Here is an 18,871-nt window from a genome sequence, read left to right as displayed (position 1 = left end):
CTTATATTTTGATAGGTTACTGATTCCTCTTTATCCTCATTACCGAATACAAATATGAAATAATGCATATCGAAATGCATTGATGTATTTGTAAACGCTTACTATAATGAGGGTATAAAGATTCATTACATCTTACTATTAAAAAAAGGAGGCAATCATATGGAAATCGCAATGGCAGTTTTAAAATTCGTAGGTGGAGTAATTCCATTGGTTCAAGAACTTTTAAAAGCATTCATGTAAGGTTATCATTCAGCAATTATCTATAAGAATTATCATGCAAATGATCTGTATATCAAAACAAATTGATACACAGATCATTTGTGTGAGTAAACTTTAAACGAGAGCTATGTATCCTAATAGAACAATAATGATACATCTATCTCAAGTCGGAAAAAGGCGCTCACAAGGGCGTCTTTTTATTATATTACTATGTACCTAATAACTTATTCAGGAAATCGATTTTACAATCCATACAATGCTACATAATTCATTTGTTTTTTTGAAATTTGCACAATAAAAATCCCCTCAAAGCATAAACTCCAAGGGTCGAGCCTATTTTTCATTAAATTTTTTAAACACAGCAATACCATTTTCTACGATTTTATCAAATGTATAAACGAAGACTGTCTGTTCCTCTTTATTTAGTGCTACTGAAATAATCAATTAAGCTAAAAATGCTATAATTAATCCAATCACACTAAGGAGGAACATTTATTTTGCTTGGAAAATACATTCAATTTCATGAGTTTGGCAATCCGAAAGATGTGTTACAAGTTGAATATAAAAATATAGAACCACCGAAAGATAATGAAGTGCTAGTTCGCATGTTAGCAAGACCTATAAATCCATCTGACTTAATTCCAGTAACCGGAGCGTATGCACATAGAATTCCGTTACCTAACATACCTGGTTACGAAGGTGTTGGTATTGTAGAAAATGTAGGAGCTTTTGTTTCTAGAGACCTTATCGGTAAACGCGTTTTACCTTTACGCGGGGAAGGTACTTGGCAAGAATTTGTTACAACATCGGCTGACTTCGTGGTCCCTATTCCTGATTCTATTGATGATTTCACAGCAGCACAAATGTATATTAATCCCCTTACAGCATGGGTTACGTGTACAGAAACTCTAAAATTAAAATGTAATGACATTTTATTAGTAAATGCTTGTGGATCCGCTATTGGACATCTTTTTGCTCAATTATCACAAATTTTAAACTTCCGATTAATTGCAGTGACTAGAAATAGTAAACATACAGAAGAATTACTTCAGCTTGGTGCCCATCATGTAATAGATACTTCCACTACCCCGCTTTATGAAACAGTTATGGAATTAACAAACGGGATAGGTGCAGATGCTGCAATTGATTCTATTGGAGGATCCGATGGAAATGAATTAGCTTTTTCTTTACGTCCAAACGGGCACTTTTTAACTATAGGCCTTCTATCAGGAATACAAGTAAACTGGGCAGAGATTGTCACTAAAGCAAAAGTGCACGCTAACATATTTCATTTACGACATTGGAATAAAGAAGTGTCCGCATATAAATGGCAAGAAACGTTTCGTCACTTAATTCGCTTAGTAGAAGATAAACAATTACGTTTCATGACAGTACATTCTACGTATGACTTAGCAGATTTGAAAACTGCGGTTGATGTTGTGCAGTCTGCCGAGAAAACAAAAGGAAAAGTGTTTTTGACTAGTTATTAAAAAATCCCCTCAAAGCATAAGCTTCGAGGGGTGAGCCTGTTTTTTTATTTAATTATATACGTACAGCTGTACCACTTACAGCAACCATTAACATTCCATCACGAACAACTTCATAATCTACGTCAATACCAACGATAGCGTTCGCACCTTTTTGTTTTGCAAGTTCTTTCATTTCGTCCATCGCGATATCACGAGCTTCTTTTAGCTTGCTTTCATAAGAACCAGCACGGCCACCGACAACATCACGAACGGAAGCAAATAAATCACGAACAATATTTGCACCCATAATAGCTTCACCATTTACAATATCAATATACTCAATAATTTCTTTACCTTGGATTCCAGACGTTGTTGTTACAATCATGACTGACACTCTCCTAATAACTTATAGTTTTTTGATTAGCTTTCTTATGTCTTTATTATGACATGGAAAAAGTAACGAATCTATTGAATTACCTTACATGAGTGTGACAATTTTGTAAGGATGAGATATTATTTTACCTTTCCCCTTACAATAACTACCTAAATTAACAGAATATTGTTATAATTAAATTAGAGGAGGAGATAAAATGAAAAAAATCACTTATATATGCGCTCTAAGTGTTCTATCTTTTACTTTAATAGGTTGTACAAGCACTTCTACTACAAATAATACTCCAAAAACTAAGCAAGAAAATACGAAAAATACCATTCAATTAAACTCTGCAGACATTACAAACATTGAGATGCTTAGAACATCAAGTAATACTAGTTCCAAATCTCAAACAGATAACGAAAAAATGATACAATCTATCGTTTCGGCAGTTCAAAATGGAACACCTAAAACAATCACACTAGATCAAAAAAAGAGGGCATCTGCGCATTCTACTATAACCGTTACATATAAAGATGACTCAAAAGAAGAATTTCTTGTGTGGGTTGATAATACGGAGCAAATTACGATCGCTAAAGATGAAAAGAAAGATAAAGTAGAAGGTGTGACATTGAACATTAAAGGCGCTAAAATGATGAAGGATTTCTTTAAAAGCTAAAAAAAAGATCCCCTTCAGCTTGATAGGTATGTGGCGAGACCCCATATCATTAAACTTGAGATGGTTCAAATCGGAGAAAGACACCTTAGAAGGTGTCTTTTCTTTATTTTCAAAAGGACCTGCTCAATTCATGCGTAAATACATAAAGTAAATTGAATCCGTTAAAATACATGAGTGACCTCTTGTTTTCTCCTCTTATCTAAAGGAGGAACTGTTATGGGCTTTGGTGGTAGTTGTAGTAGTTGTGGCGGCGGCTTTGCTTTATTAGTTGTATTATTTATTTTATTAATCATAGTTGGAGCTTCTTGCTTCTGCTAAAAAACTATCGGAAAAGACACTCATGTGAGTGTCTTTTCTTCATGAAAAAATGCCCGTGCTAAACAAAAAATAAAATAAGCTGCCCATATGGACAGCTTATTTACATAATTATCGTTATTGGAAGTTGATTAAGGGGTATCGTTAGGAATTTGCCGCACAATAGTATGTACAGAAGGAATAGGATATTTATTAGATATCTCCTGTTTCTAACTTTTTATTTAATAATATATAATCCTCTTTTTTAAAACATATTGTGACTCTATCTAATCTATTTCCATTTGGATACAACAATAATTGTTGTTTATATGTGATACCTAAAGGTATGACTGTTTGATAAATTAGATCTAAAATTCTAAAGCACTCTATATCTACTCCCTCTTTTAAGTGATTTTTAATATGAATAAGTACTAGCTCTTCCATATCATTAAAATTTTCGAATCTAGGTTTTCGAGGAGAAATATTGTTAATTTTACATAATCCTTTTAGTAAATCTTTATAATGATCTTTTTCTTTCAAATAACTCACCTCTTAAAGTATTATCAAAAATGTTTACTATGTTTAAGTCTAGTATAGATGAATCAGTTTGAGAAAAAAGTAAAAATGGTGATGAATAAAGATTCATGCTCGGTTAACATAACGTCCTATTATCGGTAGCAAGAATAAGGAGGAACCCTAATCTCACAAGTAAATCTCCTTTTTTGTTCTATGGATCTATGCATTTTTTATACATCCCTATCCTAGCGCGGTTTTAGGGTTCTCGTTTGTTATTGGATTAGCCGAAAAACTGTATAAAATCTTGCATGCTCTTAGCGGGGTACCGCCAACAAAACGCGATTTCGTACGCTAAGAAAAAAGCCTTACTACATAGGTAATGTAGCAAAGCTTTTTTAAGTTGTTTAATTCTCGCTCCACTATCAGCTTTGTTAACTAACACTTTAATTATTTTAACAGCCTTTTATTTAATTCCCACAAAGCCGTTTTGTTACTATCCCATTTTAAAAGCGTTACGGCTTCCTCAAAGCACAGCCATTTATAATTGAAGTGTTCTTTAGATAATTTAATATTTTTTGTAGGAACTTTAACTCCAAAAGAAAATTCTTTTATTACATAAACATCTTTCCCCCAAAGAAATTCACCAACTACATCCTCTACTGGTAGTGAAGACACAGAATCTAGTTTTATATATGGACTTTCTCTTGTAATACCAGCCTCTTCAAACGCTTCCCGTTTTGCTGATTCAATAGGAGTCTCACCATCTTCTCCACCACCAGCTATTCCTTGCCAATAACCATAATCACTTCGATTAAAAATAGCATATTGAATGGAATCGTCAGTTTTTATATAAGGAAATATCAATACTTGATACGGTGCTCTCATTGCTTAACCTCCTCTTGAAAAAATATGAACAATTTATTCACTAACTTGCTATTTTAGTAAATAAAGTATTTGCATTTAAACTTTATAAAACTCAAATGTATTTTTTTCTAAACATATTGTTTCATTGGAATTTTTGATAATAATATTAAAGCGTTGACTATACGGATGCATAAACACTTCATACTGAATCCGACGTTCTTCATGAGACTTCCTTAAGTAATTAATATCGGCTCCTCTTTCAATAATATCACGGCTAGACCTTCTCATTAATTCTGTTTCTCCATCTGTATAGAAGTAAATTTTCAAATCAAATAAATTTGGATTAATAAATGCGACACTCATTCCTTCTACAATCGTCACCTTATTTTTCGAAGAAATTAACTCACTTTTTATATAATGTGTATCCATTGTATAAAAATCTAAACCAGCTCTTACCATTTGAACATCTCTTTCTAACGCAGACAAATGATGGGCTGATGGATGACAAGCTGTCATTTTATCATAATGATTTTCATTCTGATATGTATAGTGGATATTTGTATACTTTCGTACATTTGAACTAACAATGTATGGATCTGTATTAATATAATTCACTTTATTTTGATTTAATTGGTTTATGAGCTTATTGGCGAACGTTGTTTTTCCGGCAGCACCGTGCCCTGAAATGCCAATAACAATCTGTTCATCGGTCATACTGATCCAATTTATAATTTCTTGTAATAACTTTTTCATTATTCTCCCCCTGTTACTAATATCCCTCCGTCATTTACATTATCTTAATATAGGGGTATCCTACTGTAAAATCATACATGAAGTGAAAAAATGGTATGATTATCCATCATATCATCTCTATTTTTAAAAAACTATATTAATTTTCGAAGGATTTTATTGTTATTTAGGGTAGTACCACATGCCCATCAAGCTAACCAAGTACACCATTTACAAATTCAAAAAAATCCCCTCAAAGCATCAGCTTTAAGGGGATTTCTCCTATCATTTTCTCTCTTCATACAATCGATTTGCTTTATATGAGAAAAAGAAAAACATACCAATCGCAGCTGGGATAAACAACCATGAAATGCCCCTCATTAATGCAAATGGTGTTTCAAATAAGAATGATCCTAAAAATGCTGTGCCTTGCTTATCCCATAGCCCTGGCGTAAAGTATAGTTCTTTCGGATTTACAAGTGCTCCTAAATTAATTGTACTATTAGACATAAATAGGATTAATATCGGCAAATAACATATTGCTAATTCTAAAAATGTCTTAGATAAACGTTTATACTTCCCTGCTCGTGACATTTGATCTGAAAAAATGTCATCTTCACTTTCCTCATCTATCTTTTTAAAATATTGCGTGCCTGCCCACCATTTACCGGCTATATGCTTCCAGCCACTATCTTCAAATAACGTACAATAATTAATAAAGTCACTCCGTCTATTAAATACTCTATGGTCTATTTTAATTTTCGCATCTTCCGGTTCAGCGATTTTAAATCTATAACCGAATGTATTACTTTTTAGTTGATAGCCTTTCCAAGCCATCTCTTCTAACCATTTCTCCTCTTTCTCAAAGTCTAAAAAGAATTTCAATCTCCACATCATCGCTTCCCCCTAACTATACATTTAATAAGCTTTTTGTAACTCCAACAATGTGCTGCATCCTCATAAAGTCTAAGTGTAATACTTCTTTCCCGCGTTCAGTAATGATATACACTTTTCTTCGTTTATCTTCACTTTTTACCGATTCTATTAATTGTTGCTTTAATAAATTTTCAACCGCACCATACAATGTACCCGCTGCGATTTTCACTTGATGATCACTAAGTTCCTCCACCTTTTGCATAATTAAATATCCATGAGCTGGCTCTAATAAAGCTAAAAGAACGTAATACGTTGTTTCCGTTAATGGTAAATTTTTATCCCTATTCATAAAGACCTCCAATGTAACGATAACTATATAGTCCAACTATATAGTTTAACTGTATAGTTTCATTTTATACAGTCTAACTGTATATGTCAAATTAAGGTATAAAAAAACAACCTAGACCCCTTATATGGATCTAGGCTGTTTTTAATACGTAAACGTAATCGTCACTAAAGAATATCCTTCTTTCGCATTATACGGCTCCGCTTTATAAGAAACACGGTTCGCTCCTTGCGGGAAACGAATTTCTCCAATTGCCTTCTTCACATCTTGCAGTGCACCGTCCATTGATTGCTTATAAAGAACTTCAATCTTTTCTGGCTTTGCACTATAACGCTGCTGCATTTTACTTTTTAATTCGTTATAGCTATTTACAATGTATTCATTTCCTAAATAATTTAGTTTTGTATCTTTTAATATTTGTTCGTATGCAGCTGATTTCGAGCTACCCACTGCAATTTTATTTGTAAGTGTATCATAATAATTTGTTGTAGCCTGCGGATAGTCTCCGCGGTTCCACTCGTGATTTCTTGCAATTTGCTCATCTGATAAGTTGAAATATGAATACGTTACGCGCCCTTGTTCATCTGGCACAGGATCATCGAATGTTGTATCAAGATGGTACCACTTGTTATCGATTTTAACTAAATTCCAAGCATGAGGCTGACCGTCTCCAGTTCCTACTACAAAATGATTCTCAATTCCAGCTTCTTTTAATAATTGATAGGTTAATAGTGTGTAACCTTGGCAAACGGCAGAACGATTCACGAGTGCCTCATATGCTGTATACGCTTTATAAGACGTATCGTAAGAAACATGTTTTACTACGTAATCATGAACCGCCTTCACTTTTTCATGATCATCCATACCGACTTGAATAATAGAGGAAACGATTGCCTTTGCTTGTTTCATTACATATTCCGTTTGTTCTTTCGTTTCGCGATATGTAATATGTAGCGTAAAGGTATAATCTCCAGGTGATCCAGAAAGTCCATATGAAACATTCGATCTATTATAATTTGTATACTCATTTTTACTTGCGACTTCTTTATATGCGGTGAAAAGTGTATTCATCACTTCTTTTGTATTACTATTTTTCGTTTTATATGGAAGTGTAATGTTCGTTTCGTACGTATTAATACGCTTTTGCACTTCGTCTTTAAACGCTGTTAATAATGCCGCATCTCCTGTATCCTTTACATCAGTATTTTTATATTTCAAAGTTTTATATAAAAACTGTGCATACTGTTCACGTGTTACTGTGCCATATGGTTCAAATTCCCCGTTGCCTGTACCATCTGCGATTCCGTTTGATTGCACCGCACTAATCGCATTTTCTGCCCAAAATGGACTTGGAACATCATTAAATGTATGTTTTTGTTTAGCAGCAAGATGAAAAGCATTTGTAAGAATTTGTGCCATTTCCGCACGACTCACAGAAGCTTTAGGTCTAAATCGGCCATTTTCGTCACCTTTAAAAACCCCTAAATTCGTTAAAGTTAATACCTCTTCTGGAAACATTGTAGAATCACGATTAATATCACCGTAAGGATTTTTAAACGTAGAGCCATCTTCTAATACGTAACGAGTTCCATCATTACTAAACGAGCCGCCTTGCTTATTCGGCACTAGCACTCGATAAATTAAAGCTGCAACTTGCTCCCTCGTCGCAACATCCCCAAAGCCAAATATCCCATTTCCATAACCTGAAATAATATTTTTGCTCGCTAAATCTTTAATCGCAGGATACGACCAATGCGATGTAGGCACATCAGAAAAAACGCCCGCTTCAGCAGCTTTCACATCACTGCCATTTGTATATAATAAAGCACCACCTATTAGTGATAATGATGTAATTGATTTTAATAGTTTTGTGTACATAATGCCTTCTCCCAATACGTCTTCTATTTTTTGTTATTTTTTGTCGAAAAATCTAAAAGAATATGACAAAACACATTATACAATCAAAAGTTTTCGGAGGATATACTGAATTTCAAAATATGCAAAAATTCATATTACTATAGGGATTCATACTGATATTATGCTATTTTACTTGCGAATATATAAATGAAAAGAAAAACACGAATGTAACATTGTTAATATACATATCGCTTTTTGAGCTTTTATTTCGCTAAAATGTAGCCTAAAAAACAATGCTATCTCCATTAAAATCGCAATATAATCCTGAGAACATACCTTTTAACATGATTCATTGTAATTAACTTAACTTTTTATTTGCTAAGAAACTTTGCAACAGAACCTAGTAAAGTCTCAAAAAACAACTTATTATCAATCAATATTTAGTAAAAATATATTAATACTTTAGAATTTCTTTAATTTTCATTATTCTTTTTTTAAGGTTATCCTTTATATTTATAATGTATTTATTTGAATTTATCGTATTGAAGCAAAGTTTCACACGACTATAAGCAATTCGAAAAATGGAAAAAACAAGGTCCCCATTAGATTAATTATACTGTTTTTTTTGCGTCTTTTATCTATTTATGTTAATTACTATGCAGCTAAGAAAAGCACAATTTATTGATGGATATACATATAAGAATGTAGTTAAAAAACGAGAGAATGCGACAATTAATATTACAGTTCTGTGCGGGAAAACTTGGGTAAATTCAAAGGCATTAATACGGCAATTGATTGGGATCGTAATTACGGAAATGGTAACATATGAAAACGATGGAGAGAGGAAATAAAATGAATTTAGTGAACTTACGTCCTAAACAGCGGTCTAAGTATCGCATTCTACTAGGGACATGGTATTACTCTACAAAGAGGTACATTCAGTGGTTAGCAGACGGAAAAACATATGCAAAAACGTTTCAACAAGAAAAGTTACCCTATACAGCGATTCAGCACCGAACGATACTACTTCGTAAGCTCAAAGATGTAGATATGTGGTATCAACAGAATAAAGTTGTTAATTTGAAGATTGCTATTAAACAACTAAATGGTATCGTCATTAGACCGGGAGAAACATTCTCTTACTGGCGTTTAATAGGTAAGCCCACGAAGAGAAAAGGCTATGTAGAGGGCATGATACTACACTATGGATCTTTTCAAGCAGGCATTGGAGGAGGGCTTTGTCAGCTTTCAAATTTAATATATTGGATGACCTTACATACACCATTGACAGTAACAGAGCGATATCGTCATAGTTTTGATGTCTTTCCTGATTCCAAGCGGACCCAACCATTTGGAAGTGGAGCGACTTGTTCTTATAATTATTTGGATTTACAAATCAAAAATGAAACGGACCAATCGTATCAACTTCACCTTTATATTACAGATAAGCATTTAGTCGGTGAATGGAGAATTGCCCATCCGCAGCTTTATCAATATGAAGTATATGAAAAAGAACACTCAATCCAATCTGCATACTGGGGTGGTTATATACGACATAATGTTATTCAACGTAGAGTATATAATCAACAGAAACAGTTTATAGAAGACCAATATGTAACGGAGAATCACGCTATAATGATGTACGAACCACTATTAGCTTATAATAATGAGGAGGGTGAGTGAAGGTAACATTGGTGTATCAAGTATTTTTGTCTAGTAACACACTACATGCCTCTCTTCATATAATTAATAGGCACAACCCTTTTTGCAACATAACTTTTTCGTTTTTATTGAAAATGAATTTTATATCTTTCTTTCCAACAAACTGGTTCCTAAACTAAACTGCCTCGTTTCCACAATAAAAATAGAGCTGTCCATAAGTCGGTTTCACCAACTTATGAGGCAGCTCCCTCTTAATTTCACCTTATTCTATCGATGAATCCAAACTGCACCTGCAGACTTGTCTTCAGCTTGGCCTACTACTTCAAACTTCAATCCTAGTTTCGGTAACTTACGTCCTGCATCTGGAATAGCGCTGTTGATGTACTGCTTAGAATCATCAAACTTTGCAACTCCTGGTAATCCTTTATAGTCAAAGATACCGCGAGTTGGCGAATTCACTTTCCATGCTGGCGCTTGATCAAATGAGAATGCCGCATCGGCAATTTGATAACGCGTACTGCTCTTCACAGTCGGTTGTCCGTTTAATGTTCCTACGATTGCCTCTGGATGAGAATCTACTACCCCTAAGAATCCTTCACCTGGATGAACGCCTACCCAGTTATCTGTAAAGCTTTGATCCGCATACCATACAACCATTCCTGTATTAAACACTGGGCCACGCGCATGTTGTAACGCAGTGTCAGAACCAGCGTAATTTCTCCACTCTACATAGTAGTTATTTTTTTTCTGTTCCAATCCGTTAGATACAGTAAATCCTTTTAACGTCATTGCTGGCTGGCCTTCTGCATCATCCGAGAAAACAACTTTGCCATCTACAGTTAATGCTGCATTATCTAACGCAAATCCTTTATAAGCTACTGCAATATCTGTTAAATACTCAAATTGCAGTTTTACTTTTTTCCCTTTGAATTGGCTTAAATCGTAAGTTTTATCAACCCACTTACCATCAGTTGTATCCGCGCCGCCTTTTACATCTTTTTCGCCCATTCTATCAATACGTGTCTTCGTTCCATCTTCTGCAATCGCATATACATCAAGGAAATCATACTTCGCTTCAAGTTCGTAGAATGCCTTATAATCGAACTTAGCATCTTTTGCATTTGTTAAATCAAATACTGGTGTCTCAAGTGTTGTATGAATGTCATTTCCTTTTGTACTGTAATAAAACTTCTTACCAAATGCCGATTCGATATTTTTGATATCTTTGTCTGGCAAGTTAACACGAACGATTCCTGGTCGTTTTGATTTTGTAACACTTTGATCTAAATATGTTGCAACACCGACTCCTGTGCGAAGTTTATCATAATCTACCTCAACGATATTCGCCCAGTTGCCCTTCATATTCTTTTGGAAAAACTCTTTATTTTGTGGTGAGAAACTTGTTGGCTCTGTTCCTGCAATTTTTCCAGCCCAGCTGCCGCCGCTCATAATAGACCATGACTCAACAGGTTCACCTTGTCCTGAATACTTTGTATCGTACTCATCTGGTAAGCCTAAATCATGACCATACTCATGCGCAAACACACCAACTGCTCCGTCCTCAGGCTCGATTGTATAATCGTATGCAGCCATCTTTCCGCCCCAATTTGAAACAGAAGATTTTGTGCCATCAATCGCATATGGTTTTGATCCAAGTTTTGAACGATGAGACCAAATCGCATCATCTTTCAATTTACCGCCGCCAGCTTCTTGACCCACGCCAGCATGTACAACCATTAAATGATCAATAATGCCATCTGGCTCGTTTTTATTTCCATCACCATTTTGATCATATTGATCGAATTGATCATAGTCTGCTAAATTAATTCCTTTTGCTACCGCTGCCTTTAATGCTTCTTTCACAAAATCACGTGGCCCTAAAGGACCTTTATTATCATGGCCAGTACCCGCATCCGAACCGTAATCTGAAGCTTTCCCTGGAACAGTAAGCCATTCCGTTACAGTTCCATCAACTGTGTAGCTCCCGCCAGATTGTTCTTCATAAAATTGTTTAAATGTATTAATCTTCGATCCATCAAATAACGTAAATGGTTCATCACCAAATAACATTTTTTGATAATGTTCACGATTAAAGTCCTTAGAATACATGTATCCTGGCTCTTGATCAATATTGTTATGCTTAAAATCGCTAAATTCTACAAGTAAAACAAGTACTTTATCTTTTCGAACAGCACCGTTGTACTCTTCTTGCTTCGCTGGTGCAGTAGGTACTTTTCCATTTAATTTACTAGAATTCAATCCAGCACCTTGTCCAGCTGCTGGCCCTACTGTAGGCTGCTGCGCCTGTTCATTTTCCTTCATTTTTGCATCTTTTACTTTTTTCATAAAATCAGAAGCCTCTTGCGTAAGACTATCTTCTTTAATAATTTCTTTCCCAGGGTTTTCCCCTTTCTTGTTCTCAACATATTTCTCAACAGCCTTTGACGTCTCAGCTTGTGATGCAGATTGATCAATTACTCCCCTTTGTTTTAGCGCTTCTGCCAAACGCTCATCCGGTATTAAATGCTCATCTATTGGTAGAGATGGTGTTGGTGGTGTCTCAGCATAAGCTGCATGACTTCCAAAAGCAAAACTACTACTTAGTACTGCCGCTGTTGCTAAAACTGATAAAGGTTTTAACTTCTTATTCTTTTTCAATGTATTTCCTCCCCAGTGTCTGCGAATTATCATTTTTTTGTCGATAACAACATAATATTCGTTATAATAAGAATATTCAATATTTTTCAACGGATGAGATGTTGAGAAATATTTTTTTGTGCAGGGTGAAATACGTACGATAGCAAAATACAAAGGTTCTGCTGGTTTATGCTTTTTTCAAGTTTTTTACATAACCATAAAGTGGGATCACTCTTTCTTTTATCTTGATGGCGATGGAGTAAAATGCTTATTTACAATACTAAGAAAATAAAACATACAAACAGCCCAAGTTCCTCATTGGAACTTGGGCTGTTTGTTATTTGAATGAATACTTTCCATATGGATTCTTATAAGATTCTGAATCAGTTTATGTAGATTCACTTTACAAAAAGGCTGTTATTTATTTTAAGTGCAATAGTCATACTTGCTCGATTCACTTATTTTTTGACAATAAATAAATGATCACCACCTAAGGAATCCTAGTTGAATTTCTATTTATATTCTAATTACCTTTTGAATTATCAGAAAATTATTGAAAAAGTTTTTTCTTTCAATCTATCACTCTATCACACTTAATTTGGTTCTGGTGCAAACACTCCAAAACGCTTGTAAGTAACCTCCTAAACTTGGACATACTGATACTAGTACTCTAAAAAAGGATGTGATTGGTATGGAAAAGAAAAATCTATTCAAGTGGAAACATTATCAACCGGATATTATTTTATTAACCGTGAGATGGTACCTACGGTATAACCTCAGTTTTCGTGATTTAGTCGAAATGATGGAAGAACGCGGGCTATCCCTTGCTCATACAACTATCATGCGATGGGTTCATCAATATGGTCCCGAATTAGATAAGCGAGTACGACGTCATCTTAAGTCAACCAATGATTCTTGGCGAGTCGATGAGACGTATGTGAAAGTCAAAGGTCAATGGATGTACCTATATCGTGCTGTTGATTCGAAAGGAAATACAATTGATTTTCATTTAAGCAAAACAAGAGATCATAGGGCTGCAAAGCGTTTTTTCAAGAAAGCTTTGCAGTCTTTTCATGTTTCAAAGCCCCGTGTGATTACAGTGGACAAAAACCCGGCCTATCCTATAGCGATTGAAGAGTTGAAGACAGAGAAAAAGATGCCTGTAGGCATCCAAATAAGGCAGGTAAAATACCTTAATAACATTGTAGAGCAAGATCATCGTTTTATTAAAAAGAGAGTTCGTTCAATGCTAGGATTGAAATCTTTTCGTACAGCTAAATCTATTCTTTCAGGAATAAAAGCGATGCATATCATTAAAAAAGGCCAACTTATTTTACGGGACAAGTCTGTCCAAAATGAAGTGAAGTTTATTCATCAACTATTCGGAATGGCTGCATAAGAATAGATTCCATTAGGCATTTATATACCTCTTTCAAATAAATACAATCTTTGCACCAGAACCCCAAAAACTAAAAGTTTTGAAATCTTTTTATAAAAAATAAAAAAGGTGAAGGACCAATATGTTCCTTCACCTTTTCCTATAAATGCATTACTAATTTAAATTCAAGCCATATGCCCTTGAGCCACGTTTATGTTTGTAAATCTTTGCGCCAGAGTCGTTTCCGTACCCCTATTGATTCACTTCTTTTGCTACAAGAGCAGCATATGCTTCTGCACCTGTTTTCGTTAAATGTACGCCATCTGGTTCAAAGTACGCCTTATTTCCAGCACTTGCTGAATACCAATCAACTAACACCACATTTTTGTAAGATGATGCTGCTTCTTTTAACTTCTCATTCACCAGCGATTCCCACGGACGTGGTACCCTCGTATTGATTAATATAATTTTACGTTCATTCCCGATTACTTCAATTAATGATGCTAATTGCTCCTTGGTAAAGGCTCCATTTGTACCTAATCCAATAATGACATGACTTCCTAAGTTCCCCTCATTCTTTAGCTGTTCCACAGCAGAGATTGCCTGTGACATTTGCCTTCCTATTTTCGCATCAATCCCAATATTAGGAAAAGCATTTTTTAAATACGGAGCAATATCAATCATGATTGAGTCTCCTACAGCTGTAACTGTTAGAGGATCTTTAGGCTGTGCGGGATTCTCTTCTTTTTGTTCTTCTTTATTTTGAGGTGGTTCATCGGCTGGTTTTTCCCAAACTGCAACTGGATGTTTAGCCTGTTCTTCTTGCACTGCTTCCACCTTTTCTTTTTGAGGATTCTCCTTTTCTTTACTAGCTGTTGTTAATCCAAAAGTAGCTATCGAAGAAATGCATACTGCACATATTAAAGCTAACTTACCACTTAAAGTTAAGTTTCTTATTTTCAAGTTCTTAATCCGAATATTCTTCAATGCGCCTTTTCGTATTGGATTTTCAATAAACTTCCACGAAATTTGTGCAACAATTATAATAAGAAGAAATTGAAGAATTGCTCTTGTAGACGAAAACTCCCCAGCATTTACCTTCGGAGTCGTCAATGTAATAATCGGATAATGCCAAAGATATATCCCATATGATCGTACCCCCATCCAACGCAGTGGTCTAAATCTCAAAAATTGTGCGATTCTGCTAGCCGGATGAGCGAGGTTAGCGACTAACAAGGCAGTAGCCAGTGATAAAAGAACCATTCCCCCACGGTATAGAAACGGCTCATATTGATTCGTCCTCCAAAACATAATGAGAATGATGATAAGAGCAAGTCCCCCAATGACATCAAGAATTAGACGTGCTTGCGGAATAATTTTATTCGCAAGCCTACTGCTTGGCCAAATTAAGGCAAGTGCCGCTCCAATTAGTAAAGAAAAAGCCCGTGTATCAGTACCGTAATAAATTCTACTCGGGTCAGAGCCTGGCTCATATAGGATTGCCATTGCTAAAGCGGAAGCAATCGCTCCTAGACAAATAAATAAGATCATGCGTGATTGTTTTTTTATGTAATAAAACCCCAAACTAATAACGAATGGCCAGACCACATAAAATTGTTCCTCAACAGCTAACGACCAAAAGTGATTTAGCGGGGAAAGCTGACTAAAGCTATCAAAATAAGATAATTTATGATAAATATACCACCAATTACTAAAATATAATAAAGCAGCTAGTGAGTCTCCTCGCATTTTTACAAGTAAAGAACTATGAAAAATTGTAATCCATGCTAAGGTGACGATGAGCATGATAAGCATTCCAGGAAGTAATCTCCTTGCCCTACTGAGCCAGAATTTCTTCAGGTCAATTCTCTTATTATTCTTCCATTCTATAGCCAGAATATCTGTAATTAAATAACCGGAAAGTACAAAGAATACAGTGACACCTAAAAATCCACCGGGCATCCAATTAAAATTGATATGATACAAAATGACACCTAGTATGGCTAGGCCCCTTAGACTGTCCAATCCAACCATATAGCGACTATTTTTCTTTAATGGTTCGGGCATTCACAGTCACCCCCTATATTCATCTGAAAATTACGCAAATACTTTTACTATAAAAACCTATTAATTTCATTCTCTCTAAAAAGTATGAACTATTTCCAAAATATAAAGATTACAAAACTCTTTAACAAAGAAACTTACTTTTTATGATTAGATACACAGCAACTAGAATTTTATCACGGTATCTAGTTTCATAAAATAGTTTTTGCACCAGAACCGCCAAGATACCTATCTAACCAAAAGCATTTTCAACAAACCAAGGTAAAAATGGCAGGGCTGAAGAAAATATAAATAGATTCAAAACTAGAAGAAATAATTGTATGAGAGATAATCTTATATGTAGTTGTTTCATTTTGTTACACCTCCGATATCATACAAATTTAATTATGTCTTATTTTTTAATGGTGGTCATTTTTGTACAGCAAAGAATTCTCAAGGCTTCATAGCATGATTTCAATTGAGTAAAAATATCTATGTTTTATTCAGTCTCAAAGAATCGAATTGGCAAGCAATAATAGGGAGTATACCTAAAAAAACTAAAACGGATCATAACATGGAAAATAAACTCAGTCCATGTCATGACCCATTTTTATACGTATAGGCTAACTTTTCAAACTATCATTATGTTATTACATTTTATGTCCCCACTGGTCAAAGTGATAATCTTTACCATCAATTTTAAACCAACCGTCTGAATAAAGGGAACCATCTTCTCTAGCACAATACCAAAGGTATCCGTATGCAAGAGGGAAAGGTCTATATCCACCACCAACTTGGAACCACCCTGTTTTAGCTGCCCCATTTTCATCGAAGTAATAATATTTATTATCGATCGTTTGCCAGCCCGTTTGTGCTACGCCGTTATTGTCAAAATGGTATAGCTTACCATCGATTTTTTCAAATCCTGCGCGATTAACTGATCCATCTTCATGAAAATAATATTTTTTTCCGTCAATGTTTTCATAAGCATTGAACGTGTAATTGCGACCATTTGTGAAATAGTATCTTTTACCGTCTATCATTTTCCAACCGGTATAGAAAATTCCATCTTCTAAACTATAATATTCCAGTAGTTGTTCACTTTTGTTGAGCCCTGTTTTATAAAGCGAACCGTCATGCTTAAATGATAATATTTTGTTGTCCAACTCAACATTAACAACGCTGTCTATAACTTTTCCATTTAGATCAGAAACTCTCTCAAGCACACCTTTGTCGGAAAAGTGAAGGATAACCCCTCGATCTTCTATACGTACTTCCTTTTTATTTACATTGTAATTTTGGAAGTAATAAATTTTACCATCTACTTCTTTTAGACCTTCTTTAACGAATGCTCCAGAAGCATCGGCATAGGAATCTCCCTCCCAGGTTGATCGTTGTAAAACACCATCATCATTAAAGTAGTAGTATTTATTCTCAATCTGTGAATCACTTCCATTTCCAGCAACCATGTAGCCATAAGGCGCTGAGAAATAATAAGTCTTCCCCTTAATTTCTTGCCAGCCTGTCAAAATGACTCCTTCAGCATCTGTAAAGGAATACCCATCACCTCGATTTATCCAACTGTTCTTTATCACGTTTCCAGAGGAATCTTTTGCAATCCATTTAGTAGAATCTTTTTCATCAGCTATAGCCTGTACTTCATCATACTTCTGTCTCTCATTTTCTTTACCCGGATACCACTCTATTAACCAATTGTTAATTTCATTGTTGCTTTTATCATCGAAACGAATTTCAGATTTGAAACTCCAATCCGTAGCGAATCCAGAAATATACTGATTACCAGCTAAACTTACTCCATTCTTGTTATTCAAACGGAACTGAAATTTACCATCGTTAGAATTTCCTATCTGAACAAGTTCAAACACTTCATCCTCGCCAAGCAAATCGGAATATTGAAGTCCGTTTCCTTCTTTTCCTGAAAGATATTTTGAACCTGTTTTTACGATTACTTTATTCGTTCCTTTTTTATAAGGGATAATTTGATAAGGTTTACCGTCATTTAGTGTAATGAATGGCAGTGCCATAGATGTCTCTAGGACGTTAGTACGCTCCGCCAATATATCAGATAATCGATCATAAAAATCTGCACGAGCTTTAGGATCATTATTAACATAGTTGTTAAGGACATCTTTATCTACTGGCTTTGAAGTCAATGTTATCAATCGTTTTTGCTCATCTGATAATTTATTTGCTATCTGATCAAATAGGTAATCTGAATTTCTAGCAATCACCGTCCAATCGCCAAAGGAGTCGCCGGAATATTTTTTGTAAAGTGGACCAAGAAATCTTGGGTTTTTACCAGATGCTTTTTCTACAAATGCATGTTGGCCTTGATTTATCACAACTCCGGTCTTTCCTTCGTCTAATTGTGCTTGTGTAATATAAAGAAGATCGTGTTCTGAGACATTTGCTGCATTAGGGTTTAAATCTATAATTGCACCTGCTTCAGTAATTTTAAGCTGTTGCCCAGATCTTAGTTGATGAATTTCAATTCTTCCATTTGGATAGCGTACTTTAACTGGTTTAAGAAAATTCCCATCACCTTGTGTATGATACATGGAAATATTAAATTCCCCAGATTTAAAACTAGGAGCCTGGTAAGTTTCGTTTTCTGCATATACATCAATGTGAGTGCCTGGGTCTGGATTCCCTGGGTTTATTCCAAGTGCTTCATAAGTGTTTGCTACAGCACCTAATACAGTAATAGTTATATCCACTACCGCACCTACCCCTGCGCTAGCCTTATTTTCTGCTACAGGAGCCATAGAAAAAAGAATACCTAGTGCTGCTGTTGCAGGGATTACCTTCTTTCCAATTCCTACAGGGAGGATCTTTTTTACCCTTTTTGTTGCTTTTCCATTCATAATGTCATTCCTCGCTTTTTATTTGTTTTTTATCTACATACTTC

16 protein-coding genes are annotated in these 18,871 nt (G+C 35.0%); 6 read left to right on the top strand and 10 right to left on the bottom strand.

The features are described 5' to 3' along the window. The first annotated feature begins 716 nt into the window (after positions 1–716). Positions 717–1,709, top strand: coding sequence for a zinc-dependent alcohol dehydrogenase family protein (locus V7038_RS15890; RefSeq protein ID WP_335470870.1), 993 nt, complete (start codon positions 717–719; stop codon positions 1,707–1,709). A 52-nt stretch (positions 1,710–1,761) separates the two neighbouring features. Here the strand turns inward: V7038_RS15890 and V7038_RS15885 are convergent, their stop codons facing one another. Beyond that, complete coding sequence (locus tag V7038_RS15885) at positions 1,762–2,073, bottom strand: YbjQ family protein (protein ID WP_000637510.1); 312 nt, start codon at positions 2,071–2,073, stop codon at positions 1,762–1,764. A gap of 205 nt (positions 2,074–2,278) precedes the next feature. On the opposite strand from V7038_RS15885, the gene V7038_RS15880 reads away from it, so the two are divergent. Then, complete coding sequence (locus V7038_RS15880) at positions 2,279–2,740, top strand: hypothetical protein (RefSeq protein WP_335470868.1); 462 nt, start codon at positions 2,279–2,281, stop codon at positions 2,738–2,740. Between the two features lie 216 nt (positions 2,741–2,956). Beyond that, a complete protein-coding gene (locus tag V7038_RS15875) occupies positions 2,957–3,058 on the top strand; it encodes a YjcZ family sporulation protein (RefSeq protein ID WP_000505688.1) in 102 nt (33 codons plus the stop codon). Between the two features lie 189 nt (positions 3,059–3,247). Here the strand turns inward: V7038_RS15875 and V7038_RS15870 are convergent, their stop codons facing one another. From V7038_RS15870 to V7038_RS15845, 6 genes are all read right to left on the bottom strand, one after another. Then, positions 3,248–3,574, bottom strand: coding sequence for a hypothetical protein (locus V7038_RS15870; protein WP_098159447.1), 327 nt, complete (start codon positions 3,572–3,574; stop codon positions 3,248–3,250). Positions 3,575–3,997: 423 nt separating this feature from the next. Continuing rightward, positions 3,998–4,435: an NUDIX hydrolase gene (locus V7038_RS15865; protein ID WP_002202908.1), complete on the bottom strand. Its 438-nt coding sequence runs from the start codon at positions 4,433–4,435 to the stop codon at positions 3,998–4,000. Between the two features lie 75 nt (positions 4,436–4,510). Continuing rightward, positions 4,511–5,167, bottom strand: a complete 657-nt coding sequence (locus V7038_RS15860; protein ID WP_199662045.1) for a uridine kinase family protein — start codon at positions 5,165–5,167, stop codon at positions 4,511–4,513. 261 nt (positions 5,168–5,428) lie between these two features. After that, positions 5,429–6,037, bottom strand: a complete 609-nt coding sequence (locus V7038_RS15855) for a DUF2812 domain-containing protein (protein WP_199662044.1) — start codon at positions 6,035–6,037, stop codon at positions 5,429–5,431. Positions 6,038–6,053: 16 nt separating this feature from the next. Further along, positions 6,054–6,368: a PadR family transcriptional regulator gene (locus tag V7038_RS15850; RefSeq protein ID WP_070138882.1), complete on the bottom strand. Its 315-nt coding sequence runs from the start codon at positions 6,366–6,368 to the stop codon at positions 6,054–6,056. Positions 6,369–6,509: 141 nt separating this feature from the next. Beyond that, positions 6,510–8,243 (bottom strand): S-layer homology domain-containing protein, encoded by a 1,734-nt coding sequence (locus tag V7038_RS15845; protein ID WP_335470862.1) that lies wholly within the window; start codon positions 8,241–8,243, stop codon positions 6,510–6,512. A gap of 635 nt (positions 8,244–8,878) precedes the next feature. Between V7038_RS15845 and V7038_RS15840 the strand changes: the two genes are divergently transcribed. Further along, positions 8,879–9,073: a hypothetical protein gene (locus V7038_RS15840; protein WP_236735883.1), complete on the top strand. Its 195-nt coding sequence runs from the start codon at positions 8,879–8,881 to the stop codon at positions 9,071–9,073. A 1-nt stretch (position 9,074) separates the two neighbouring features. Beyond that, the gene (locus V7038_RS15835) at positions 9,075–9,905 is read left to right on the top strand and encodes a VanW family protein (protein ID WP_070138879.1); all 831 of its coding nucleotides are present in this window, start codon (positions 9,075–9,077) and stop codon (positions 9,903–9,905) included. A 246-nt stretch (positions 9,906–10,151) separates the two neighbouring features. Here the strand turns inward: V7038_RS15835 and V7038_RS15830 are convergent, their stop codons facing one another. Continuing rightward, positions 10,152–12,542, bottom strand: a complete 2,391-nt coding sequence (locus V7038_RS15830; RefSeq protein WP_216095319.1) for an immune inhibitor A domain-containing protein — start codon at positions 12,540–12,542, stop codon at positions 10,152–10,154. 670 nt (positions 12,543–13,212) lie between these two features. Here V7038_RS15830 and V7038_RS15825 point away from each other — a divergent pair. After that, entirely contained in the window at positions 13,213–13,920 is a 708-nt protein-coding gene (locus tag V7038_RS15825) for an IS6 family transposase (RefSeq protein ID WP_335470858.1), read from the top strand. A gap of 231 nt (positions 13,921–14,151) precedes the next feature. Here the strand turns inward: V7038_RS15825 and V7038_RS15820 are convergent, their stop codons facing one another. Further along, positions 14,152–15,966 (bottom strand): acyltransferase family protein, encoded by a 1,815-nt coding sequence (locus V7038_RS15820; RefSeq protein ID WP_335470856.1) that lies wholly within the window; start codon positions 15,964–15,966, stop codon positions 14,152–14,154. A 626-nt stretch (positions 15,967–16,592) separates the two neighbouring features. Next, the gene (locus tag V7038_RS15815) at positions 16,593–18,827 is read right to left on the bottom strand and encodes an N-acetylmuramoyl-L-alanine amidase family protein (protein ID WP_070128042.1); all 2,235 of its coding nucleotides are present in this window, start codon (positions 18,825–18,827) and stop codon (positions 16,593–16,595) included. Positions 18,828–18,871: the final 44 nt, after the last annotated feature.

The organism is Bacillus sp. JJ783 (assembly GCF_036963225.1).
In the GTDB taxonomy this organism is placed as follows: Bacteria; Bacillota; Bacilli; order Bacillales; family Bacillaceae_G; genus Bacillus_A; species Bacillus_A cereus_U.
This window is presented reverse-complemented; position numbering and strand designations above follow the sequence as displayed.